The sequence below is a fragment of the Kutzneria sp. CA-103260 genome, assembly GCF_018263855.1.
In the GTDB taxonomy this organism is placed as follows: Bacteria; Actinomycetota; Actinomycetes; order Mycobacteriales; family Pseudonocardiaceae; genus Kutzneria.
Genome location: NZ_CP073318.1, coordinates 6,240,815 through 6,261,656, shown reverse-complemented (window position 1 = coordinate 6,261,656; position 20,842 = coordinate 6,240,815). Strand labels below are relative to the sequence as shown.

Sequence of the window (20,842 nt, the reverse complement as noted above, 5' to 3'; positions counted from 1 at the left end):
CAGCCCATACGCTCGGTTGATGTGAGCGACTACGTCCTGCGATTCCCGGTCGAGAACCGGATCACGGTGGCGCACAACGACGTTGTCGTCGGGCACGCCGAGGTTCTCTGGTGGCGTGAGCGGGACGGCACCTGGGTGTACCTGCATGTCGGCAACGTGGATCCCGAGCACCGGGGCCGGGGTGTCGGCTCACGGTTGCTGGCCTGGGCCGAGAGCCGCATCCGCGAACTCGTGGCGCACCACGGAACCGCGGGGACCGCCGTGTTCGGCGCGAACGCCGCGGCCTCTGAGCCGGAGTCGACGGCATTGCTGCTCGACGCCGGCTACCGGCGGGTGTTCAGCCAGTTGGAGATGGAACGGGACCTCCGTGAACTGCCCGATTCGACGCTGCCGCCCGGCACCCGACTCGGTCCCGTCGATCCGAAGGACTACCGCGACGCCTGGCGGATGGTCGTCGATTCCTATGCGGGCGTGGACTTCACTCAGGAATGGACCTTCGAGAGCTTCCTCGACTGCGCCGACCCGACCTGCTGGCGTGCCATCTGGGAAGGCGAGGAGCTGGCCGGCGTCGCCCTGTGCTTCCCTCGCGGAACCTTCGGCGAGGTCGAGGAACTCAGCGTGCGGGCCGAATCCCGCCGCCGAGGCCTGGGCCGTGCCGTGCTCCTCGACGGCCTGCGCTGCCTCCGCGAGCACGGCGCGGCAACCGTCCGGCTGCACACCGGATCGGCCAATCCACACGGGTCCTACGACCTCTACAGGAGCGTGGGATTCCGCCAGTACGACGAATCCGTCCGCTACCGCAAGCCGGTCTAGGCCAGCGCCCGCCGTTCCGCCGCGGTGAACGGCGGCTCCAGCAGCGGCGGAGCGGTCGGCCCGAGCAGGGTCGCCAACGCCGCCCGGGGCGAGAACACGCGGCTGGCCGGGGACGTCAGCGTGTAGACGTCCAACTGGAGCGCGAACAGGTCCGGCCGGCGGCGGGCCACCCGCCCCATCCGGTCGGCGTACGCGTACAGCAGCCGGGACTTCAGATCCGGCTTCTCGCCGGCCAGCACCTGCTGGCTTCGGATGTCCTGCCCGACGGCCAGCTGCCACGCGTCGAGGCCGCCGCTGGTCACCGAGGCCTGGATGATCCGGGCCGTGCCGGCCGCGTTCCCGTGTCGCCGCAGGCCGTTGCGGATCGACAGCGCGTTGCGGGCGGCCACGGTCATGCCGTGCCCGTAGATCGGGTTGAAGGCGCTGACGGCGTCGCCGACCACGACAAAACCCTCGGGCCACGGGCGAATCGTGTCGTAGCGCCGCCGCCGGTTGTCGGCCGTGCGATGCCCGGCGACCGGGCCCAGCGGCTCGGCCCCGGCCATCAGGTCGGCCAGCAGAGGATGGCTCAGGTTCCGGGCGAACGCCAGGAAGCCGTCCTCGTCGGTCGGCGGCTCGCCACCGGGCAGCCCGGCCACGGTGACCATCCACCGACCCTGCTCGATCGGCATCAGCACACCGCCGCGCGAGTACGGGTCGTCGATCCCGCCGATGCCGATCACCGGGAACTCCTCGACGGCGCCCGGCGGCGACTGGAATGTCCGGCTGGCGTAGGCGATCCCGACCCCGAACCGCTCTTCCGGCACCGCCGGCAGCCCCAGTTCGGCCAGCCAGCCGGGCGTGCCCGACGAGCGGCCCGTGGCGTCCACCACGAAGTCAGCGGCCAGCTCCCGCGTGCTCCGGGTCTCCCGGTCCCGTGCCAGCGCGCCGGTCACCTTGTCCGCGCCGCCGGTCAGGCCGATCACGTCCGTGCCCTCGACGTACTCGATGGTGCCGGGAATCCGTTGGCGCACAACGAAGTCCAGCAGCGGCCGGCTGGCCGAGACGAAGAGCTGGTTGCTGGGGTAGCGGTGGTTCCAGACGCCGAACGCGTACGAGAGGTACCGGCGCGGCACGTCGATCCGATGCCCACCGGCCGCGACCAGCGCGTCGATCGTGCCCGGCAGCAGGTCGTCGATGGCCCTGGCCCCGGCCGACATCAGGTTGTGCAGGTGCCGGCCCTGTGGCACCCCCTTGCGTGGCTCGGGACCGGCCGGCAGCCGGTCCCGTTCCACGACGGTCACAGTGTCGCAGTGCTCGGCGAGGGCGGCGGCCGCCAGCGTGCCGGCCAGGCCGCCGCCCAGTACGAGTCCCTTCACAGGACCCGAAGGTACCGCCTACTTCTCCGACTTCGGGAGCGTTAGCCCGAAGTCGTCGTCGACCACGCCGTTGGTGGCCGGCTTCTCGGTCGACTTGGCCACCTGCATGGTGTCCATCAGCTGGCGGGCCATGCCGAAGCCGGCGCCGCCCAGCGACAGGGCCTTGGTGAACAGCTCGGTGACGCCCTCGGCGCCGTTGAGCACCACCATGTTGTCGACGTTGGAGAACGCCTGCGCGCCGGCGGCCACGATGGCCGGCCAGTTCTCGGCGAGCTCCTGCGCGACCACGGCTTCCTGGTTCTCGGCCAGCGCCGCCGCGCGGGCCTTGATCGCCTCGGCCTCGGCCAGGCCCTTGGCCCGGGCGGCTTCCGCCTCGGCCAGACCCTGGGCCTTGGCCGCCGAGGCCTCGGCCTCACCGGTGGCCTTGGTGGCGGCCGCCTCGGCCTCACCGCGGGCCTTGGTCGCCTCAGCCTCGGCCGACGCCGCGGCCTTCACCCGGGTGGCGTCGGCCGCCGCCCGCAGCTCGGTCTCCTTGGCCTGCGCCTGGGCGCGGGCGATCTGCGCGTCGCGGTCGGCGTCGGCCAGCGTCCGGGTCTCGTACGCCTTGGCGTCGGCCGGCTTGCGGACCTGCGACTGCAGGCGCTGCTCGGAGAGGTCGGCCTCCAGCTGGGCGGCCTTGGTCTCCTGCACGACGACCTCCTGGCGGGCGGTCGCCTCGGCCAGCGGGCCGGCCTGCTTGGTGCGGGCCGACGCCTGGTCGATCTCGGCCTGGAACGCCGACTGCTTGATCTGGCTGTCCCGCCAGGCCGACGCCTTGTTGGCCGCGGCGACCTGCTCGGCCTCGGTGGCCTCCTGGTCCCGCTGGGCCTCGGCGATGCGGGCCTGCGCGGCGACCGCGGCGGCGTGCGGCTTGCCCAGGTTGGCGATGTAGCCGGAGGCGTCGTCGATTTCCTGGATCTGCAGCGAGTCGACCACCAGGCCCAGCTTGCTCATCTCGTTCGCGGACGAGCTGCGCACCTCGGCGGTGAGCCGCTCGCGGTCCCGGATCAGCTCCTCGACGGTCAGCGCGCCGATGATCGAGCGCAGGTGGCCGGCGAACACGCTGTGGATCCTGGTGTCCATGGCGTTCTGCTGGTCCAGGAAGCGGCGCGCGGCGTTGGCGATGGACACGAAGTCGTCGCCGACCTTGTAGATCACCGCACCCTGCACCCGGACCGGGATGCCCTGCTTGGTGACGCAGGAGACCACGATCTCGGCCGACCGCGTGTCCAGCGACAGCCGGCGCGCGGTCTGGAAGCCGGGCATGACCAGCGTGCCCTTGCCCGTGACGATCTTGAACCCGAGGCTGTCCTCGCCGACCTGGACCTTCTTGGCGCCCAGGCCGGAGATGATCATCGCCTCGTTGGGCTCCGCCACCCGCCACAGCACCCGCAGGATGATGAACAACACGATCAGAGCGACGACAACGCCGCCAACGATGACCACTATGCCTGCGTTCATCTCTTTCAAACGCCCCCTCTGGTGCATGAGGCGCGCCGGTGCGCCCCACGCCCTCTGTCGTGGATGCCGACCAGACTTCCCGGCGCACCTTGGAGCCCTGACGCTATTCCTCGGTTCCCCTCCCGTACATGTCACTTGACACACACTTAGGCATCGATCGGGGAGCGGCTGTTCTTGTTGCCTGCCAACGGCAATAGCAAGGCCCACCCTTCACTCGAACGGGTGGGCCTGAACTCGACATTCGGTTGCCTGAGAGCGGGACTCGCGGTGTTCCTAGGCGGGGGGTCGGGGGAGCAGGGGGCGCCAGCGTTCCACGTAGACGGTGCGCGGGGGCTCGAAGTCGACGACGAGCACCTGCGCTCCCGGCTCGATCACCTCGTCCGGCTCGATCGGGTGCGCGTAGAACGCCTCCGACCCGCCGCGGACGGCGATCATCACCTCCCCGACGAGTCCCGGCCCGATGCGGCCGGTGACCCGTCCCCGCGTCCCGATCATCAGCCGAGTCTAGCTAGGGGAACACCTGCACGGTGATCTTCGTGCCGGGCTTGACCCGGGTGCCCGGCGGCGTGTCCTGGCTGAACACCTTGCCGTGCTTGCTGCCGAAGAAACCCTGCACGTCGATGTTGAGGCCCAGCCCCTTCAGGGTGTTGGTGGCGTCCTCCGCGCTCATGCCGCTGAGGTCCGGCACCACCACGGCGTTGGACACGACCACCGTGACCTGCTTGTTGCCGTCGCTGGCGACCGAGGAGCCGGCGTCCGGGCTGGTGCTGATCACCTTGCCCTTGTCCACCTGGTCGCTGAACTGGGCCGGGCCGTCGACCGGCTGGAAACCGGCCTGCTGCAGGACCTGGAAGGCCTGGTCGTGGGGCAGGCCGACGACCGAGGGCACCTTCTTGGGCGCGGCGCCCTTGCTCAGCACGACCACGACGGCCGAGTTGAGCGGGACCTGCGTGCCCGGGGCCGGCAGCGTGGTGAGCACCTTGCCGGCCGGCACCGTGTCGCTGAAGTTGTCCTTGCTCTGGTCCTGCAACGCCTGCAGGCCCTCGTCGGTGATCAGCTTCTGGGCGGCCGCGAAGTCCGTGCCGGGCTGCACGTTGGGCACCGTCGGCTTGCCCTTGGACACGCTCAGCGTCACCGATGAGCCCCGCTGCACCTGCTGCTGCTCACCCGGCGCCACGTCCACGACCAGGCCCGGCGCCACGTCGTTGCTGCCCACCTGCTTGATCGTGAACTGCAGGTTGGCGTCCCGGATCTTCTGCTCGGCGGCCTGCTCCTGGAGCCCCTTCACGGTCGGCACCAGCGACCACTGGCCGGTGCCCAGCCACCACGCCGCGGTGGCCACGGCCGCCGCCAGCACCACGATCACCGACATCCAGATGATGAACGCCCGCCGGCTCTTGGTCCGCTGCTGCTGGTACCGGTCCGCCGGCGACTGGTCCCGGATCGGCGCGTGCCGGGCCGTGACCGCGTTGGCGTCCAGATCGGCCCGGGACATGGCCCGGGTGCCCATCGGACCCATCGACTGCTGGCCCAGCGGCGGGGGCGGCGGCGCCATCAGCGTCGGCGCCGGCGTGGCCGCCGTGATCGGGCTGAACTTCTCGGTCGGCGGGCCGTCGTCGCGGACCCGGATCGTGGAGTCCGGCTGCGGGCTGGCCGCCACCATCGGCACCGGGGTCGGGGTGATGCCCAGGCCCAGGGCGGTGCGCTGGGCCTCGGCCAGGAACGCGTCGGCGTCCAGCGGGCGCAGCGCCGGGTCCCGGCGGGTCGCCCGCAGCACCAGGTCGTCCAGGGCCGGCGGGATGCTGCCGGTGGCCGCCTCGCTCGGCGGCGGCACGTCGTCGTTCACGTGCCGGTAGGCCACCGAGATCGGGTTGTCGCCGCTGTACGGCGGCTGGCCCGTCAACATCTCGTACAGCAGGATGCCGGCCGAGTACACGTCGCTGCGCGGGTCCGAGGCCCCGGTGGCCACCTGCTCGGGCGACAGGTAGGCCACCGTGCCCAGGATCATGTCGTCGCTGGTCGTGTTGGCGCTGGCCATGGCCCGGACCAGGCCGAAGTCGGCGACCTTGATCGCGCCGCCGCGACCGATCAGCACGTTCTCCGGCTTCACGTCCCGGTGCACCAGGCCGGCCCGGTGCGCGGCGCCCAGCGCCGACAGCACACCCTCCAGCACGGCCAGGGCCAGCGCCGGCGTCAGCGCGCCGCGCTCGCGCAGCAGGTCACGTAGGGTTCCGCCGTCCACCAGCTCCATCACCAGGAACACGTGGTCGCCTTCCGGCGAGCGGTCCACGCCCTGGTCGTAGACGCCGACAACACCGGGGTGGTGCAGCTGCGCAGCGGTGCGGGCCTCCCGGACGAACCGGTCGATGAACGACTGGTCGTCGGAGAACCTCGGATCCATCACCTTGATGGCCACCGGCCGTTCCAGGCGGGTGTCGACACCCCGGTAGACCGTGGACATCCCGCCGCGCGCCAGCAGGGTGTTGACCCGGTACCGCTGCTCCAGCAGCCCCCCGATCAGGTTCGCGCTCTGGGTTCCCACGGCACACGATGGTAGGCGAGGGAGCAGACGGTTCTCGTAAGGAGGCGAAATCGGACTCGGCAGTCGGGGTGTCGCTGTGGCATCGTGACCGCCGTGAGTGCCATTCCCGTCGCTGCCGACGTGCTCAGCCCTGACCTGGAAGTCCTGCCCCTCCCCGACGTCGCCGAGCGGCTCGACGTGCCCATCACGCGGGTGCACCAGATGCTGCGGGACGGCCAGCTGCTGGCCTGCCGCCGCCAGGGCATCCTGATCGTGCCGGCCCTGTTCCTGACCGACGACGCCATCGTGAAGGGCCTGTCCGGCACCATCACGGTGCTCAAGGACTCCGGCTACCGCGAGGACGAGATCCTCACCTGGCTGTTCACCGCCGACGACACCCTGCCCGGCACGCCCATCGAGGCCCTGCGCGGCGACCGCGGCCGCGAGGTGAAGCGCCGCGCCCAGGCCAGCGCGTTCTGACCCGCCCCGCTTATACCCCCACCCGCCCCACCGGGCAAGCATTTGACGCTTGGAAAGGACCATTCCTCTCGTCCAACGTGAGGAATGGTCCTTTCACAACGTTGGGGTGCCCCGGCCGGGTGATCGGGATCGCTCGAAGGGGTTGGCGGGGTTGAAGGGGACGGGGCCGTGGGGGTGGGGTGGCCGGCACACCCCCTCCGAGAGGACCCCATTCCCATGTCACGGATGGCCCGTACCGCCGGCATCGCCGCCGCCCTGCTCACCGCGACGGCGGCCCCGCTGCTGACCGCGGCGCCGGCGCAGGCGGCGGCCCAGGACTGCATGCAGTACCTGGTCGACCACCACGACCCGATGACCCAACAGGCGGTGACCGGCTGCGCGTTCGGGGCGGTGCTGGCCAAGGCGACGTGCGTCAGCCAGATGACGACCAACGGCGTGCCGGCCGCGGACGCGAAGCAGGCCTGCAAGCTGGCGGGCGAGCCCAGCCAGAGCTAGCCCAGCTAGAGCCAGCCCAGCCAGAGCCAGCCCGGGCTAGCGGGCGGCCAGTGCCCGGACCAGCCCCGGCAGCGCGACGGCGAGCCGGCGGCTGGTGGGCACGACGGCCCGGCGGCCGAACACGTCGTAGTCGACGACGGCGAGCTGGTCGAGGATGCCCTGGTACAGGGTGAAGGCCACGGACACGCAGGGCCGCGCCGAGGGCTCCAGCAGCCGGATGCCCGGCGCGGCCCGGCGGTAGACGGCCCGCGTACGGGCGGCCAGATGGGCCAGGGCGGCCCGAACCCGGCGGTCCCGGCCGCCGGACAGCCGGCACCACTCCAGCAGCGCCCGGTCGACGCCGAAGGCGGCCAACTCGTCGGCGGGCAGGTAGACCCGCCCGCGGTCCAGGTCCTCGGCGACGTCGCGCAGGAAGTTGGTCAGCTGGAAGGCCTCGCCCAGGGCGGCGGCGTAGGGCTCGGCCCCCTCGGCCACGACCCCGAGCACCGGCAGCATCTGCAGGCCGATGACCTCGGCCGAGCCCCGCGTGTAGGTCCGCAGCTCGGCGTACGAGGCGTACTCGCGGTGGTCCAGGTCCATCCGCATGGACGCCAGGAACTCGTCGAACAAGCCGGGGTCGATGCCGTACCGGGCGACGGTGTCGGCCAGGGCGGCCAGCACGGGATGCTCGGGGGCGCCGGCCAGGGCGGCCTTCAGCTCCCGCTCCAGGGCGTCGAGCTCGTCGGCGGGCGACGAGCCGGGGTTGTCCACCACCTCGTCGGCCAGCCGGGCGAAGCCGTACAGGGCGTGCACGGCCGGCCGACGGTTGGCCGGCAGCAGCAGGGTGGCCAGGTAGAACGTCTTGCCGTGCTGGGCGTTGAGCCGTCGGCACTGGGCGTAGGCCGCCTCCAGGCTCACGAGTGGTGTCCTAGCGCCTTCTCCGGGACGTCCTTGATGGTGCGCAGCGACAGGTTGAGCGGGTCGGGCTTGAGCAGCGACACGGCGGCCAGCACGGACACGCCGAGGATGATGAACAGGTAGCCCCAGTCGTACAGCGCCGTGCCGCCGGACGGGTAGGTGATCAGCAGCAGCCACACCGAGCCGCAGGCGGCCAGGGTGAGGCTGGCGGTGCCCCACGCGAAGCCGGCGGCCAGCACCAGCGCCCAGCTGAAGTACCAGGGCAGCGTGACCGGGGACAGCAGGGCGAACGCGGCCATGCAGATCGCGGCCCGGCGGATGGCGTCGTTGCCGCCGTCGCGGGCCAGCCACCACTGCTTGACCAGGATGTACACCAGCAGCAGCGAGCCCAGCGTCCTGGTCACGGTGACGAACGGCTGCATGTCGCCGAAGCCGACGAACCAGTTCAGCACGGTGTACACGGCCTGCCCGAGCCCGGACGGCAGGGACAGCCAGTTGATCACGATGGAGGACCCGCTCAGCGCCGGGATCCAGCCCAGGTCCACGCCGGCCAGCAGGGTGCACAGCACGAACACGCCGCCGAAGATGCCGATCGCCGGGCCGGCCGCCTTGACGAACCGGTAGCTGCGGGTGCCGTACGGGATGTGCGCCATCCAGATCCACACCACGAACGGCATGGCGAAGGCGGCGGTGGCCTTCACCGAGAAGGCCAGGGCCAGCAGCACGACGCCGGCCACGTGCTTGCGGTCCAGCACGAACACCACGCCGACGGCCATCAGGCCGATCATCAGCATGTCGTTGTGGGCCCCGCCGATCAGGTGCACCACCAGCAGCGGGTTGGCCCCGACCAGCCACAGCGCCACTGAGGAGTCGCCGCCGAGCTTGGCGCACAGCCGCGGCAGCGCCCACCACAGCAGGGCGAAGCCGACCGCCAGCACCAGCCGCATCAGCAGCACGCCGCTGATCAGGCTGACCAGGCCGTCGCCGGTGATGGCGACGATGCCCTTGGCCAGCAGCACGAACAGCGGCCCGTAGGGGGAGGGGGTGTTCTGCCAGACGATGCTGACGTTGTCCGAGAGCGCGCTGGGCAGCGCCGACGGGCCGACGCCGTAGGGGTCCAGGCCGTGCAGGGCCAGGTCGCCCTGGGCGAGGTAGCTGTAGACGTCCTTGCTGAACAGCGGCGGCGCGAGCATCAGCGGCGCGATCCACAGCACGATCACCCGGATCATGTACGCGTGGTTCACGCGGCCGGCCCGGGCGTGCCGGCCGAGCCGGATCCAGGCCCAGATGGCCAGGGCCAGGCCCATGTAGAGGAGCCAGGTGGCCAGCAGTTGGCCGTGGCCGTAGCGGATCCAGTTGAACGCGCCGTTGGCCAGCAGCGGGTCGTGGATCAGGGTGGCGCCCGCGCCCATGCCGCCGACGGCGATGAGCAGCATGCCGGCCAGGCCGAGCAGCGCGGTCCGGATCGGGAACGGCCATTCGCGCGCCGGTTCGACCGGCGTCGGGGCGGTGGCCGTCGGCGTCGGGCGCGTAGGGCCGAGCGGCACCGGTGCAGGGTCGGCGCTGGAGCGGGGAAGGGAAGGAGTCGCGGGCATCGCGTCGTCCATCGTCCCACAACCGGCGACCGGGTGAGCGCGCAGCGGCCCCCACGTCACAGGGAGTTCACCGCACGTCCTGGCCGAGTATCAGGTTACCTGATATTGTCGGCGGCGCAGGTCACCTGACGCCGGGTCCGGAGGACAGCCGTGAAGTCGTTGATGCAGGACGTCCCGCTCACGCTCGACGTGGTGCTCCGCCGCTGCCTGGAGACCGGGAAGAACGTCGAGGTCGTGGCGGTGACGCCGGCCGGTGTGATCCGCACGACCTGGGGTGGGATCGGCCGCCGGGCGACCGCCCTGGCCGGCGTGCTGGACGTCCTCGGCGTGGCCCCGGGTGGCCGAGTCGCCACCTTCGCCTGGAACACGCACCGTCACGTCGAACTGTTCCTGGGCGTGCCGTGCGCGGGCCGTGTCGTGCACGGCGTCAACGTGCGGCTGACCGAGGAGGAAATCCTTTACCAGTTGCGCAACGCCGGGGACGAGGTGCTGTTCGTCGACGCCTCGCTCACCGGGCGGCTGGCCGAGTTCGCAGAACAGTTGCCGGTGCGGGAAGTCGTCGTGCTGGACGACGGCGCTCCCGTTCACGAGATGTTCGCCGAGGCGCGCCGGTACGAGGATCTGCTGGCCGCAGTGCCGGATGAGCCGCCGGTGCGGCGTGCCCTTCCCGACGACGCCGCCTGGATCTGTTACACGAGTGGAACCACGGGTCTGCCCAAGGGTGTGGTGTCCTCACATCTCGCGTGCGTCCTGCACTCGATGTCCTCCATGACAGTCGATTCGCACGCCGTGTCGCGTGAGGACACTCTGCTGACCGTCACGCCGCTGTTCCACGTCAACGCGTGGGGCCTGGCCTACACCGCCGCCCTGGCCAACACGAAGCTCGTGCTGCCCGGCCGGGACGCCAGCGGCGGCGCGCTGGCGGCGCTGATCGAGGCCGAGCGGGTGACCGTCGGCGCGGCGGTGCCGACGGTGTGGGTCGACCTGCTCGGCCCGGCCTCCACGCCGTACGACATGACCTCGCTGCGGCGCGTGCTGTGCGGCGGCGCGCCCGCGACCCGGTCCCTGCTGGACGAGGTGGCCCGCCGTGGCCTCGTCTTCCACAAGGGCTGGGGCATGACCGAGATGCTGCCCAGCGGCACCATGCAGGTCCAGCCGCCGGACTTGGACCTGGACAGCCCGGCCGGCGCCCTGACCAGGGTCGGCAAGCCGTCCGCGGGTGTGCGGGTGCGGCTGGTCGGCCCGGACGGCGAGGTGCTGCTGTGGGACGGGCAGAGCAGCGGCGAGCTGGAGGCCAGCGGCCCGTGGGTGATCAGGGCCTACCTGGACCCGGACGACGACTCCAACGACAGCCGGTTCCACGACGGCTGGCTGCGCACCGGCGACCTGGCGGTGATCCACCCGGACGGCGTGGTGGAGATCGTCGACCGGGTCAAGGACGTGATCAAGTCTGGCGGCGAGTGGATCAGCTCGCTGGCCCTGGAGCAGGCGTTGGCCGCCCACCCCGAGGTCGCCCAGTGCGCGGTGGTGGCCGTGCCGCACGACAAGTGGGGCGAGCGGCCGGCGGCGGCCGTGGTCGCGGCTGACGGCTCCGCGCCGTGCGTCGAGGCGCTGGCCGCGTTCCTGGCCGGACGGGTGCCGAAGTGGTGGCTGCCGGAGCTGATCGTGGTGGTGGACGAGCTGCCGCTGACCACGGTCGGCAAGTACGACAAGAAGGCCCTGCGGGCCCGGCTCAGCTCTCCGAGCCGGAGTTGAGCATGCGCACGCAGCTGCGCAGCAGCAGCGGCAGCCGGTCGCGGTCGCCGACGGACAGCTCGGCCAGCATGCGGGCCTCGATCTCGCTGATCAGCGGCTCGCATTTGGCCAGCACGTCCAGGCCGGCCGGGGTCAGTTCGGTGCGCATGATCCGGCCGTGCGCCGGGTCGGCCTCGCGGCGGATCAGCCCGGCCCTGGTCAGCGCGGCGATGACCTCGCTCATCGACTGCGGGGTGGTCATGGCCCGCCGGGCCAGTTGCGCGTTGGACAGGCCGGTCTGCCGCTGCAACACCGACAGCGCCGTGTACTGCGGCACGGTCAGGCCGTGCGGGCGCACGGCGTCCTCGATGAGCAGCCGCAGTGCCCGGTCCAGCCGGCCGACCAGATAGCTCAGCCGCGGCTCCGGCGCTTGCTGGGGTGAAGCGGACACGACACGAGACGTTACCCCGCCGAATTTGATCAATGGAGACAGTGATGGGCGAGTGGAAGACCGTGCGCGTCGACGTGGTCGACGGCATCGGCTGGGTCGAGCTGAACCGGCCGGACAAGCGCAACGCGATGAGCCCCACGCTCAACGCCGAGATGATCGACGTCCTGCACACGCTGGAGGCCGACCGCTCGTGCGGGGTCGTGGTCATCACCGGCGCCGGCGAGGCGTGGTCGGCCGGCATGGACCTCAAGGAGTACTTCCGCGAGGTCGACGAGTCCGGCGACGAGGCGCTCCAGGCCCGGGTCCGCCGCGACTCCTTCGAATGGCACTGGCGGCTGCTGCGCACCTACGCCAAGCCCACCATCGCCATGGTCAACGGCTGGTGCTTCGGCGGCGCGTTCGTCCCGCTGATCGGCTGCGACCTGGCCATCGCCGCCGACGAGGCCCAGTTCGGGCTGTCCGAGATCAACTGGGGCATCCCGCCCGGCGGCCTGGTCTCCAAGGCCCTGGCCGACACCGTGGGCTCCCGGGAGGCGCTGTTCTACATCATGACCGGCCGGCTGTTCGACGGTCAGCAGGCCGCGCGCATGGGCCTGGTCAACCAGAGCGTGCCGCTGGCCCAGCTGCGCGCCGAGGTGGAGAAGCTGGCCAAGGAGCTGCTGGACAAGAACCCCGTGGTGCTGCGCGCGGCCAAGATCGGCTTCCGCAACGCCCGCAACATGGACACCGACGGCGCCCTGGACTACCTGTACGCCAAGCTGGAGCAGTCCCAGTTCCTGGACAAGACCCAGGGCCGGCAGGAGGGCCTGCACCAGTTCCTGGACGAGAAGACCATCCGCCCGGGATTGCAGGCCTATAGCCGTTCGTGAGCCGGAGCGCTCTGACTTCCCTCCGGGGCGGTCCAGTTGCGCAGCAGCTGGATCCGCTCCGCGGTCGGTGAGCCCGGCTCGACGTTGTAGACACACAGCGTCTGGTCGGGGTCGCCGGGCAGGATCAGCGACTCGTACTGGAAGACCAGGTCGCCGACCAGCGGGTGCCGGTAGGTCTTGGCCCCGTGGGTGCGTTGCAGCACCTTGTGGTCGTGCCACCAGCCGGAGAACTCCGGGCAGTGCACCGTCAGCTCGCCGATCAGGTCGGCCAGCTGCTTGTCGTTGGGGTGGCGGCTGGCGTCCAGGCGCAGCATCGCCACCGTTTCCGAGGCGTAGCGCTCCCATTCGTCGCTACGCGAGCGTGACTCGGGATCCAGCAGCAGGTAGCGGGCCAGGTTGCGCTTGCCCGGCGGCAGCGCCTCGAAGTCGGTCATCACGGCGCGGCCGAGGGCGTTGGAGGCCAGGATGTCGGTGCGGCGGCCGAGCACGAAGGCCGGCACGTGGTCCAGGGTCTGCATCATCAGGTAGAGGCCCGGCCGCACCCGCTGCGGGCCGCTCGGGGCGCTGCGGCGGGTCCCGCCCGGCTTGGTCAGCAGGTTGGTCAGGTGCTCGCGTTCGGTCACGTCCAGCCGCAGCGCCTGGCCGACGGCGTCGATGATCTCCGGCGACGGGTTGCCGGCCCGGCCCTGCTCCAGCCGCGTGTAGTACTCGATGCTGATGCCGGCCAGCCGGGCCACCTCGTCCCGGCGCAGGCCCGGCACCCGGCGCGGCCGGTTGTCGGCCGGCACCCCGGCGGCCTCCGGGCTGATCCGGGCCCGGCGGGTGCGCAGGAAGTCGGCGATCTCGGCGCTGCGGTCCATGCCTGCCAGTGTGGCCCAGCCATGGGCTGCCGAGGGTGGCCCTGCGCGTACTAGTTATGCCGTTGCCAGTCATGCCCAAACCAGTCGACACAGGGAGTGGTTGTCGTTCCTCGCCGGTGGTGGTCTTGAGGCATCCCACCGAGACGAAGGAAAACCGAGATGTCCAAGGCTCTTGAAGGTCGCGTCGCTGTTGTCACCGGTGCGTCGAGCGGCATCGGGGAGGCCGCCGCCGAGCACCTCGCCGAGCTGGGCGCGACCGTGGTCGCCGTGGCCCGCCGGGCCGACCGCCTGAGCGACCTGATCACCCGCATCGAGAAGAACGGCGGCCGGGCCCTGGCGCTGGCCGCCGACGTGTCCGACGCCGCCTCCGTGCAGGCCGCCGCCGACCGCGTCCAGGCCGAGTTCGGCGGGGCCGACCTGCTGTTCAACAACGCCGGCGTGATGCTGCCGGCCCCGGTCGACGAGCAGCGCGCCGACCTGTGGCAGCGGGAGATCGACACCAACGTCACCGGCCTGATGAACGTCATCGGCGCGTTCATCCCCCAGCTGGTCGCCGCCGGCGCCGCCAAGGGGATCGCCGACCTGGTCAACACGTCCTCGATCGGCGCGCAGAACATCTACCCCAACTTCGCCGTCTACGCCGGCACCAAGGCGTTCGTCACGCACTCCTCCCGCCAGATGCGGGCCGAGCTCGGCAGCAAGAACGTCCGCGTGTCGGTGGTCGAGCCCGGCCTGGTCCGCACCGAGCTCCAGGACCACGTCACCGACGCCGCCTCCAACGAGTGGCTGGACGGCGTCAAGGACAGCCTGGAGTGGCTGGTGGCCGAGGACATCGCCCGCACCGTCGGCTTCATCGCTTCCCTGCCGCCGCGGGTCAACATCCAGCAGGTCACCGTCATGCCGACGGCGCAGGCGAGCTGACCCGCTCTTCTGCTGGGAAGGGGCCTTTCCTGACGTTCAACGTCAGGAAAGGCCCCTTCATGACGTCAGAATTCGCCGTGGCGGCCGGCTCCGGCGGCGAAGCGGGCCGCGCCGGCCAAGGTGTCCGCGGCCAGGGAATCCTTGCCGTAGCGCAGTTCCATCGCCAGGGCGTCCACTTCGGACAGTTCGTGCTGGTCCCGGGCCGACAGCCGGTCGTTGCGCATGCACGTCTGCGGGAACGCGGCGATCTGCTCGGCCAGGGCCACGGCGGCGGCCAGGGCCTGGCCGGCGGGCACGACGCGGTTGGCCAGGCCGATCGAGAGGGCCTCGGCGGCGTCGACCGGGCGGCCGGTCAGGATGAGGTCCAAGGCCCGGCTCTCGCCGATCAGCCGGGGCAGCCGCACGGTGCCGCCGTCGATCAGCGGCACGCCCCAGCGCCGGCAGAACACCCCGAACACGGCGGTCTCGTCGGCGACCCGGAGGTCGCACCACAGCGCCAGCTCCAGGCCGCCGGCGACGGCGTGGCCGCTGACGGCGGCGATGACCGGCTTGCCCAGGCGCATCCGGGTCGGGCCCATGGGGCCGTCGCCGTGGTCGGAGACGACGTTGCCGCGCTCGGTGCCGATGGCCTTGAGGTCGGCGCCGGCGCAGAACGTGCCGCCGGCCCCGGTCAGCACGGCGACGGCGACGGCCGGGTCGGCGTCGAAGGCGCGGAAGGCGTCGGCCAGCGCGGCGGCGGTGGGACCGTCCACCGCATTACGCGCGGACGGCCGGTCGATGGACACAATCATGACCGGTCCGCGGGTTTCCACTAGAACTTCCTCAGCCATGCCGGCCAGGTTCCCATGAAATTGCATGGCGACAGGAAATGATCTCGGCATGCGTGCTCGACGGTGGTTGCTGACCCTTGCCGGAGTTGTCGTTCTCGTGATAGCGGCGTTCGTCGCGAAGGACGTTGCCGGGCCGGCAACTCCCACCGCCAACGGGTCCTCGACGGCTCAGGTCCAGTTGGCCGAGCTGCCGATCGGAGCATGGCACCCGATGGCCGGCTATTCGCGCGATCGGTTCAAGCACTGGGTCACACAGGGTAACGGGTGCGACACCCGGGAGGTGGTCATCGAGCGGGACGGCAAGGACGTGCGCAAGGACGCCTCCTGCCGGGCGACCAGCGGCAAGTGGGTCAGCCCGTACGACAACAAGCAGGTCAGCAAGGCCGGCGACCTGGACATCGACCACATGGTGCCGCTGGCCGACGCCTGGCGGACCGGCGCCGACAAGTGGACCGACGAGCGGCGCTCCCAGTTCGCCAACGACCTGACCGCGCCCCAGCTGCTGGCCGTCTCGGCGGCCAGCAACCGCGGCAAGGGAGATCAGGACCCGGCCTCCTGGAAGCCCTCCAACCAGGCCTTCTGGTGCACGTACGCGACCAACTGGGTGATCGTGAAGCACACCTACCAGCTGTTCGTGACCCAGGCCGAGCACGACGCGCTGGTCTCGATGCTGGCAACGTGCCCGAGTTGACACCTTTGCGCGGTCTGACCTGCGATCACGCCTGCGTACGCTACGGTCATGCCAGACCCGACGGAGTGACCCCGACCCGGGAACGACGACACGCCCGCCTGCGCTGGGCGACGTCGTCCGGCCCATGGTCGATCATGGTCCGGACGGGCGTGTCCGCGGACGAAGAAGGTGCACGAGGGATGAAACGGATTCTCATCATCGCGGCCGTGGCGCTGGTGCTGTTCGCGCTGATCGCCCAGCCGGCGGCGTCCGCCAACTGGGTGAAGGAGGTCGTCGGGGGCCTCGGTTACGGAGCGCAGGCGATCATCACGTTCGTGCGCCAACTCATCCCGTCATGACACCTGGCTGGCCGATTGCGCAAAGTAGTCAGCGCAGGCACAGTTCCACCGACCGGGTGCATTAACCCCGATCACGCCCTGGTAACGGGAATCGGGTCTAGCGGTGCTCCGGCGGAACGCAATACGGTTCGCAGGCGTTGGGTGATCATCAGCCATGAGGAGGCACGGATGGTCGAAGACTCCGGGGTCGACGAGCTCGTCAGGCAGTGGACTGCCGAGCGGTCGCAGGACGCCGAGCTCCAAGAGGTGAATCGGATCAAGTCCCAGTGGCTGGCCGAGACGCCGACCGTTCCGCGCCAGCGGCCCGGGATTCCCGCGCAGCGGGGTGGCCGGGGCAGTTCGCGGGGCTTGTTCGAGGTGGACGCCGTCGATCCGGCCTACCTGGCGGCGATGCGCAAGCGGCTGCCCGGCGTGCCGGACGAGCTGCTCACCGAGGTCGCCACCTGCTGGCAGTTGGCGGGCGCCGTCGAGGAGGCCGAAGCCTGGTGGGACGCCGGCATCAGCCCACTCGACCAGCGTGCGCTGGACTACCGTGCGGCCGGCCTGGCGCCGTCCGACCTGGCGCGTCGTCTGGGCCCGCTTACTGTGCTGGAGCACCTGCGTCGGGGCAGTGCGGCAGCGTGGTGCGTGGCTCGGCTGAATCGCCAGCAGCGTCCCTGAATCGGGCGAACCGGCGGTGATTCGCCGCCGGTAGCCAGTGGTTTTGTGGCTACTTGTGAGTAGCCTGTGGTGATGGCGATCCAGCAGTCCGAGCCGACGACACCGTCGTCCGCTCGCCCACCGAGGGTGGTGTTCCGGCTGCTGGTTGTCCTTGTGGTGCTCGCGGTGGCGGGCGCGGCGCTGTGGCTGGTCCAGCGGGCCAGCACGCCGACTCCCCATCCCGTGGCCCAGGACTTCCCCGCGCTGCACGTCAAACCCGCGCCGGTGCAGGTAGGTGCGGCGGCTCCGGCCGCCGACGCCGCCCAACCCTCGGCGCAGGCCGCCGCGGCCGGGCGGGAGGAGACCGCCGAGGCCTGGCTGACCCGCGTGTCCGCGGCCACCGGCATCCCGGCCCGCGCGCTGCGCGCGTACGCCAACGCCGACCTGACCCTGGCCAAGGTGCAGCCGTCCTGCCATCTGCCGTGGACGATGCTGGCCGGCATCGGCCGTATCGAGTCCGACCACGGCCGCTTCGGTGGGGCCACGCTGCTCCCCAACGGCGACGAGTCGAAGCCGATCATCGGCGTGCCGCTGGACGGCTCGGGCGTGGCCAACATCTCCGACACCGACGGCGGCGCCCTGGACGGCGACCCGGTGCACGACCGCGCCGTCGGCCCCATGCAGTTCATCCCGTCCACCTGGCGGAACTGGGCCTCCGACGGCAACGGCGACGGGGTGGCCAACCCGCAGAACATCGACGACGCCACCGTCACCGCCGGGCGCTACCTGTGCGCCGGAGGCCGGGACCTGGCCACCGCGGCCGGGTGGTGGGCGGCCGTGCTGTCCTACAACAACTCGGTGGAATACGGGCAGAAGGTCTTCAGCGTGGCCGACGCCGCGGCCAAGGCCAGTGCGGGCCACTGACCCGTCGGTGTTACCGTCGTCAACGTGGTTCTTCGCGGACTGCTAGCCCCCCGCTGGCTGCTGGTGCACCTGGTGGCCCTCGCGGCCATGCTGGCTTGCTTCCGGCTCGGTGTGTGGCAGTGGGACCGGTCGCAGGAGTCGTCCGGCACCCTGCAGAACCTCGGCTACGCCCTGCAGTGGCCGCTGTTCGGCCTGTTCATCCCGTTCATGTACTGGCGGATGTGGCAGCTGGACAAGGAGCGTCGCGCGTCTGAGCAGACCGCCGAGGCGGCGGCCGAGACCGTGGTCGAGGAGGCTCCCGTGCTCGCGGCCAAGCCCCGCCGGTCGCCGACCGAGTGGCGCACCGCGGCCGCCGAGCCGGTGGACGACGCGATGGCGCAGTACAACAGCTACCTCGCGGCGCTGAGCGCGAGAGACGGAGAGTAAGTCGATGAAGGGCTCCCTCGCCCGGTTCCGGTTCATGGCCTACCTGACCGGTGTCGGACTGCTCGTGCTGACCGTCGGCGTGATCCTGAAGTACGCCTCGGACGCGCCGACCCTGGTCGCCATCGTCGGCCCGATCCACGGCTTCTTCTACATGGTCTACCTGGCGTTCGCCTTCGACCTGTCGCTGAAGAGCAAGTGGCAGCCGCTGTACACGTTGGGTGTGCTGCTGGCCGGTACCATCCCGTTCCTGTCCTTCGTGGCCGAGCGCAAGGTCACCCACCGCGTGCAGGCGCAGCTGGCCGAGAACGAGACGACCTCCCCGGTGGCCTGACGGCACTGCGTGACGCGGTGGTAACGCGGCGGACCTAGACTCCGCCGATGACCCGCTCCGCGCACCCTGTCGACCAGCGGCTTCCCGCCGGTCAGTTGCTCACGTTCGGCCTGCAGCACGTGCTCGCCATGTACGCCGGCGCGGTGGCCGTGCCGCTCATCGTCGGCGGCGCGATGCATCTGTCCACTGCGGACATCGGCTACCTGGTCAACGCCGACCTGTTGGTGTCCGGGGTGGCGACCCTGTTGCAGTGCCTGGGAGTCTGGGTGTTCGGGGCCCGGCTGCCGATCATGCAGGGCTGCACGTTCGCGGCCGTGACGCCGATGGTGATGATCGGCACCACCGGCGGCGGGCTGCCGGCCGGCTACGGCGCGATCATCGTGTCCGGGTTGATGGTGGTGCTGATCGCGCCGTACTTCGCCAAACTGACCCGGTTCTTCCCGCCGGTGGTGACCGGCACGATCATCCTGGTGATCGGCGTGTCCCTGCTGCCGGTCGCGGTCGGCTGGGCCGCCGGCGGCACCGGCGCGCCCGGCTTCGGCAAGCCGCTGAACCTGGCCGTCGCCTTCGGTGTGTTGGTGCTTGTTGTTCTGGTGCACCGTTTTGTGCCCGGCCTGCTCGGCCGGATCGCCGTCCTGGTCGGCATCGTGGTCGGCACCCTGGTGGCGATTCCGTTGGGGCTGGCCGATTTCTCGCATGTGGGCGGTTCGCCGCTGGTCGAGGTCAGCACGCCGTTCCACTTCGGACTGCCGACCTTCGAGCCGGGCGCGATCGTGGCGTTCGTGATCGTGATGCTGGTGACCATGACCGAGACCAGCGGCAGTGTGCTGGCCGTCGGGGAGATCGTGGACCGGCCGGTGGACACCGTGACGCTGACCCGGGCGCTACGCGCGGACGGCTTGTCCAGTCTGCTCGGCGGCGTGTTCAACACCTTCCCGTACACCGCGTTCGGGCAGAACGTCGGGCTCGTCGCGCTGACCCGGGTGCGCAGCCGGTACGTGGTGGCCACCGCCGGCGGCATTCTCGTGCTGCTGGGGCTGTTCCCGGTGCTGGGCGAGATCGTCGCCTCGGTGCCGATGCCCGTGCTGGGCGGGGCCGGCATCGTCATGTTCGGTTCGGTGGCCGCCGGCGGCGTGCGGATGCTTCGGACTGTGTCGTTCGAGGGCGGCTCCAACCTCATGGTGGTGGCCGTGGCCCTGGGCATCGGCCTGGTCCCGGTGGCCGCGCCCACCGTGTACGCCCAGTTCCCGGGCTGGTTCCAGACCATCATGAACTCCGGCATCAGCGCCGGCAGCATCGCCGCCGTGTTGCTCAACCTGCTCTTCAACGGTGTGAGGGTGAACACTCAACCTTCTGACTCGAAATAGTTGAGCGTTCAGCCTCGTTGGACCGGGCATGACCTCAGCGACCCTTGATGTCCTCGAGCTCGAGCGCTCCGCCCAGGAGCTGCTGTTCCACGAGGCCCGCACCGCCAACACCTTCTCCGACGAGCCCGTCTCCGACGAGCAGCTGCGGGCCATCTACGACCTGGTCAAGTGGGCCCCGACCAGCATGAACATCCAGCCCCTGCGGGTCACCTTCGTGCGCTCCGACGAGGCTCGGGCGCGGCTGCTGCCCTTCATGGCCGAGGGCAACCGGCCCAAGACCGCCACCGCCCCCGTGGTCGCCATCCTGTCCGCCGACAGCGACTTCCACGAGCACCTGCACCGGACCTTCCCGCACGTGCCCAACGCCAAGGACCGCTTCCCCGAGCTGTCCCAGCGCGAGCAGATGGCCCGCTTCAACGCCCTGCTCCAGGTCGGCTACTTCATCCTGGGCGTGCGCGCCGCCGGCTTCGCCGCCGGCCCCATGACCGGCTTCGACGCCGCCGGCGTGCGCCAGGAGTTCTTCGCCGACGGCACCCAGGAGCCCCTGGTCGTGGTCAACATCGGCAAGCCCGGCCCCGAGGCCTGGTTCCCCCGCCTGCCTCGCCTCGAGTTCGACGAGGCCGCCGAGGTCATCTGAGTCGTCCCATCGGGCGAGCGACCCGATGCCGGGAAGGGGGCTTTCCTCGCGTTCAACGCAGGGAAAGCCCCCTTCCCGGCATCGAGGGGTCAGAGCCGGATCGGCACGCGGACGATCCAGCGGTCGAGTGCTCACGCATGCGTTCCTGCTGGCAGGCGGGGTGGC

At 70.9% G+C, this 20,842-nt stretch carries 23 protein-coding genes; 14 read left to right on the top strand and 9 right to left on the bottom strand.

What is annotated here, in order from left to right; genetic code table 11:
- Positions 1 to 21: 21 nt before the first annotated feature.
- Positions 22 to 813 carry a GNAT family N-acetyltransferase gene (locus JJ691_RS27385; RefSeq protein ID WP_211762495.1) on the top strand — a complete coding sequence of 264 codons (792 nt, stop codon included), beginning with the start codon at positions 22 to 24 and terminating at the stop codon, positions 811 to 813.
- Here JJ691_RS27385 and JJ691_RS27380 read toward each other — a convergent pair.
- From JJ691_RS27380 to pknB, 4 genes are all read right to left on the bottom strand, one after another.
- The gene (locus tag JJ691_RS27380) at positions 810 to 2,171 is read right to left on the bottom strand and encodes an FAD-dependent monooxygenase (RefSeq protein ID WP_211762494.1); all 1,362 of its coding nucleotides are present in this window, start codon (positions 2,169 to 2,171) and stop codon (positions 810 to 812) included. The two genes, JJ691_RS27385 and JJ691_RS27380, sit on opposite strands and share 4 nt — an antisense overlap.
- An 18-nt stretch (positions 2,172 to 2,189) precedes the next feature.
- On the bottom strand, positions 2,190 to 3,671 hold the full coding sequence (locus JJ691_RS27375; RefSeq protein ID WP_211762493.1) for an SPFH domain-containing protein: 1,482 nt from the start codon (positions 3,669 to 3,671) through the stop codon (positions 2,190 to 2,192).
- Positions 3,672 to 3,944: 273 nt separating this feature from the next.
- A complete protein-coding gene (locus tag JJ691_RS27370; RefSeq protein ID WP_211762492.1) occupies positions 3,945 to 4,166 on the bottom strand; it encodes a hypothetical protein in 222 nt (73 codons plus the stop codon).
- A gap of 13 nt (positions 4,167 to 4,179) precedes the next feature.
- The gene (gene pknB, locus JJ691_RS27365) at positions 4,180 to 6,213 is read right to left on the bottom strand and encodes a Stk1 family PASTA domain-containing Ser/Thr kinase (RefSeq protein WP_256449308.1); all 2,034 of its coding nucleotides are present in this window, start codon (positions 6,211 to 6,213) and stop codon (positions 4,180 to 4,182) included.
- A gap of 93 nt (positions 6,214 to 6,306) precedes the next feature.
- On the opposite strand from pknB, the gene JJ691_RS27360 reads away from it, so the two are divergent.
- Positions 6,307 to 6,672 carry an Rv2175c family DNA-binding protein gene (locus JJ691_RS27360; RefSeq protein WP_249227052.1) on the top strand — a complete coding sequence of 122 codons (366 nt, stop codon included), beginning with the start codon at positions 6,307 to 6,309 and terminating at the stop codon, positions 6,670 to 6,672.
- A gap of 225 nt (positions 6,673 to 6,897) precedes the next feature.
- A complete protein-coding gene (locus tag JJ691_RS27355) occupies positions 6,898 to 7,167 on the top strand; it encodes a hypothetical protein (RefSeq protein ID WP_211762491.1) in 270 nt (89 codons plus the stop codon).
- A 36-nt stretch (positions 7,168 to 7,203) separates the two neighbouring features.
- On the opposite strand, the gene JJ691_RS52495 is transcribed toward JJ691_RS27355, so the two are convergent.
- Both JJ691_RS52495 and mptB read right to left on the bottom strand, forming a co-directional pair.
- Positions 7,204 to 8,064, bottom strand: a complete 861-nt coding sequence (locus JJ691_RS52495; protein WP_249227051.1) for a phytoene/squalene synthase family protein — start codon at positions 8,062 to 8,064, stop codon at positions 7,204 to 7,206.
- On the bottom strand, positions 8,061 to 9,659 hold the full coding sequence (gene mptB / locus JJ691_RS52490; RefSeq protein WP_249227050.1) for a polyprenol phosphomannose-dependent alpha 1,6 mannosyltransferase MptB: 1,599 nt from the start codon (positions 9,657 to 9,659) through the stop codon (positions 8,061 to 8,063). The genes JJ691_RS52495 and mptB overlap by 4 nt, the downstream gene beginning before the upstream one ends.
- A gap of 150 nt (positions 9,660 to 9,809) precedes the next feature.
- Between mptB and JJ691_RS27345 the strand changes: the two genes are divergently transcribed.
- Positions 9,810 to 11,414 carry a long-chain-fatty-acid--CoA ligase gene (locus tag JJ691_RS27345; RefSeq protein ID WP_211762490.1) on the top strand — a complete coding sequence of 535 codons (1,605 nt, stop codon included), beginning with the start codon at positions 9,810 to 9,812 and terminating at the stop codon, positions 11,412 to 11,414.
- Here JJ691_RS27345 and JJ691_RS27340 read toward each other — a convergent pair.
- On the bottom strand, positions 11,392 to 11,844 hold the full coding sequence (locus tag JJ691_RS27340) for a MarR family winged helix-turn-helix transcriptional regulator (RefSeq protein ID WP_211762489.1): 453 nt from the start codon (positions 11,842 to 11,844) through the stop codon (positions 11,392 to 11,394). The two genes, JJ691_RS27345 and JJ691_RS27340, sit on opposite strands and share 23 nt — an antisense overlap.
- 44 nt (positions 11,845 to 11,888) lie before the next feature.
- On the opposite strand from JJ691_RS27340, the gene JJ691_RS27335 reads away from it, so the two are divergent.
- Positions 11,889 to 12,713: a p-hydroxycinnamoyl CoA hydratase/lyase gene (locus JJ691_RS27335; RefSeq protein ID WP_249227049.1), complete on the top strand. Its 825-nt coding sequence runs from the start codon at positions 11,889 to 11,891 to the stop codon at positions 12,711 to 12,713.
- Here the strand turns inward: JJ691_RS27335 and JJ691_RS27330 are convergent.
- Positions 12,698 to 13,573, bottom strand: a complete 876-nt coding sequence (locus JJ691_RS27330; RefSeq protein WP_211762487.1) for a helix-turn-helix transcriptional regulator — start codon at positions 13,571 to 13,573, stop codon at positions 12,698 to 12,700. The genes JJ691_RS27335 and JJ691_RS27330 overlap by 16 nt on opposite strands.
- A 159-nt stretch (positions 13,574 to 13,732) precedes the next feature.
- Here JJ691_RS27330 and JJ691_RS27325 point away from each other — a divergent pair, with 159 nt between their 5' ends.
- Positions 13,733 to 14,494 (top strand): SDR family oxidoreductase, encoded by a 762-nt coding sequence (locus tag JJ691_RS27325; RefSeq protein WP_211762486.1) that lies wholly within the window; start codon positions 13,733 to 13,735, stop codon positions 14,492 to 14,494.
- A gap of 65 nt (positions 14,495 to 14,559) precedes the next feature.
- Here the strand turns inward: JJ691_RS27325 and JJ691_RS27320 are convergent, their stop codons facing one another.
- The gene (locus tag JJ691_RS27320; RefSeq protein ID WP_211762485.1) at positions 14,560 to 15,324 is read right to left on the bottom strand and encodes a crotonase/enoyl-CoA hydratase family protein; all 765 of its coding nucleotides are present in this window, start codon (positions 15,322 to 15,324) and stop codon (positions 14,560 to 14,562) included.
- 49 nt (positions 15,325 to 15,373) lie between these two features.
- Between JJ691_RS27320 and JJ691_RS27315 the strand changes: the two genes are divergently transcribed.
- From JJ691_RS27315 to JJ691_RS27280, 8 genes are all read left to right on the top strand, one after another.
- On the top strand, positions 15,374 to 16,015 hold the full coding sequence (locus JJ691_RS27315; RefSeq protein WP_211762484.1) for an HNH endonuclease family protein: 642 nt from the start codon (positions 15,374 to 15,376) through the stop codon (positions 16,013 to 16,015).
- 179 nt (positions 16,016 to 16,194) lie between these two features.
- A complete protein-coding gene (locus JJ691_RS27310; protein WP_249227048.1) occupies positions 16,195 to 16,353 on the top strand; it encodes a hypothetical protein in 159 nt (52 codons plus the stop codon).
- Positions 16,354 to 16,521: 168 nt separating this feature from the next.
- Positions 16,522 to 17,013: a helix-turn-helix transcriptional regulator gene (locus JJ691_RS27305; protein ID WP_211762483.1), complete on the top strand. Its 492-nt coding sequence runs from the start codon at positions 16,522 to 16,524 to the stop codon at positions 17,011 to 17,013.
- Positions 17,014 to 17,085: 72 nt separating this feature from the next.
- Positions 17,086 to 17,916 carry a lytic transglycosylase domain-containing protein gene (locus tag JJ691_RS27300; protein ID WP_211762482.1) on the top strand — a complete coding sequence of 277 codons (831 nt, stop codon included), beginning with the start codon at positions 17,086 to 17,088 and terminating at the stop codon, positions 17,914 to 17,916.
- Between the two features lie 24 nt (positions 17,917 to 17,940).
- Positions 17,941 to 18,342, top strand: coding sequence for a hypothetical protein (locus tag JJ691_RS27295; protein WP_249227047.1), 402 nt, complete (start codon positions 17,941 to 17,943; stop codon positions 18,340 to 18,342).
- A gap of 4 nt (positions 18,343 to 18,346) precedes the next feature.
- A complete protein-coding gene (locus tag JJ691_RS27290) occupies positions 18,347 to 18,673 on the top strand; it encodes a DUF3817 domain-containing protein (RefSeq protein ID WP_211762481.1) in 327 nt (108 codons plus the stop codon).
- A 47-nt stretch (positions 18,674 to 18,720) separates the two neighbouring features.
- A complete protein-coding gene (locus tag JJ691_RS27285) occupies positions 18,721 to 20,040 on the top strand; it encodes a nucleobase:cation symporter-2 family protein (protein ID WP_211762480.1) in 1,320 nt (439 codons plus the stop codon).
- 28 nt (positions 20,041 to 20,068) lie between these two features.
- On the top strand, positions 20,069 to 20,677 hold the full coding sequence (locus tag JJ691_RS27280; RefSeq protein ID WP_211762479.1) for a malonic semialdehyde reductase: 609 nt from the start codon (positions 20,069 to 20,071) through the stop codon (positions 20,675 to 20,677).
- Positions 20,678 to 20,842: the final 165 nt, after the last annotated feature.

Coding starts and splice junctions, on each gene's coding strand:
- JJ691_RS27375 (WP_211762493.1), bottom strand. CDS start 3,671: ATGAACGCAGGCATAGTGGTCATCGTTGGCGGCGTTGTCGTCGCTCTG.
- JJ691_RS27370 (WP_211762492.1), bottom strand. CDS start 4,166: ATGATCGGGACGCGGGGACGGGTCACCGGCCGCATCGGGCCGGGACTC.
- JJ691_RS27355 (WP_211762491.1), top strand. CDS start 6,898: ATGGCCCGTACCGCCGGCATCGCCGCCGCCCTGCTCACCGCGACGGCG.
- mptB (WP_249227050.1), bottom strand. CDS start 9,659: ATGCCCGCGACTCCTTCCCTTCCCCGCTCCAGCGCCGACCCTGCACCG.
- JJ691_RS27335 (WP_249227049.1), top strand. CDS start 11,889: ATGGGCGAGTGGAAGACCGTGCGCGTCGACGTGGTCGACGGCATCGGC.
- JJ691_RS27330 (WP_211762487.1), bottom strand. CDS start 13,573: ATGGACCGCAGCGCCGAGATCGCCGACTTCCTGCGCACCCGCCGGGCC.
- JJ691_RS27325 (WP_211762486.1), top strand. CDS start 13,733: ATGTCCAAGGCTCTTGAAGGTCGCGTCGCTGTTGTCACCGGTGCGTCG.
- JJ691_RS27320 (WP_211762485.1), bottom strand. CDS start 15,324: ATGGCTGAGGAAGTTCTAGTGGAAACCCGCGGACCGGTCATGATTGTG.
- JJ691_RS27315 (WP_211762484.1), top strand. CDS start 15,374: ATGCGTGCTCGACGGTGGTTGCTGACCCTTGCCGGAGTTGTCGTTCTC.
- JJ691_RS27310 (WP_249227048.1), top strand. CDS start 16,195: ATGAAACGGATTCTCATCATCGCGGCCGTGGCGCTGGTGCTGTTCGCG.
- JJ691_RS27305 (WP_211762483.1), top strand. CDS start 16,522: ATGGTCGAAGACTCCGGGGTCGACGAGCTCGTCAGGCAGTGGACTGCC.
- JJ691_RS27300 (WP_211762482.1), top strand. CDS start 17,086: ATGGCGATCCAGCAGTCCGAGCCGACGACACCGTCGTCCGCTCGCCCA.
- JJ691_RS27290 (WP_211762481.1), top strand. CDS start 18,347: ATGAAGGGCTCCCTCGCCCGGTTCCGGTTCATGGCCTACCTGACCGGT.
- JJ691_RS27285 (WP_211762480.1), top strand. CDS start 18,721: ATGACCCGCTCCGCGCACCCTGTCGACCAGCGGCTTCCCGCCGGTCAG.
- JJ691_RS27280 (WP_211762479.1), top strand. CDS start 20,069: ATGACCTCAGCGACCCTTGATGTCCTCGAGCTCGAGCGCTCCGCCCAG.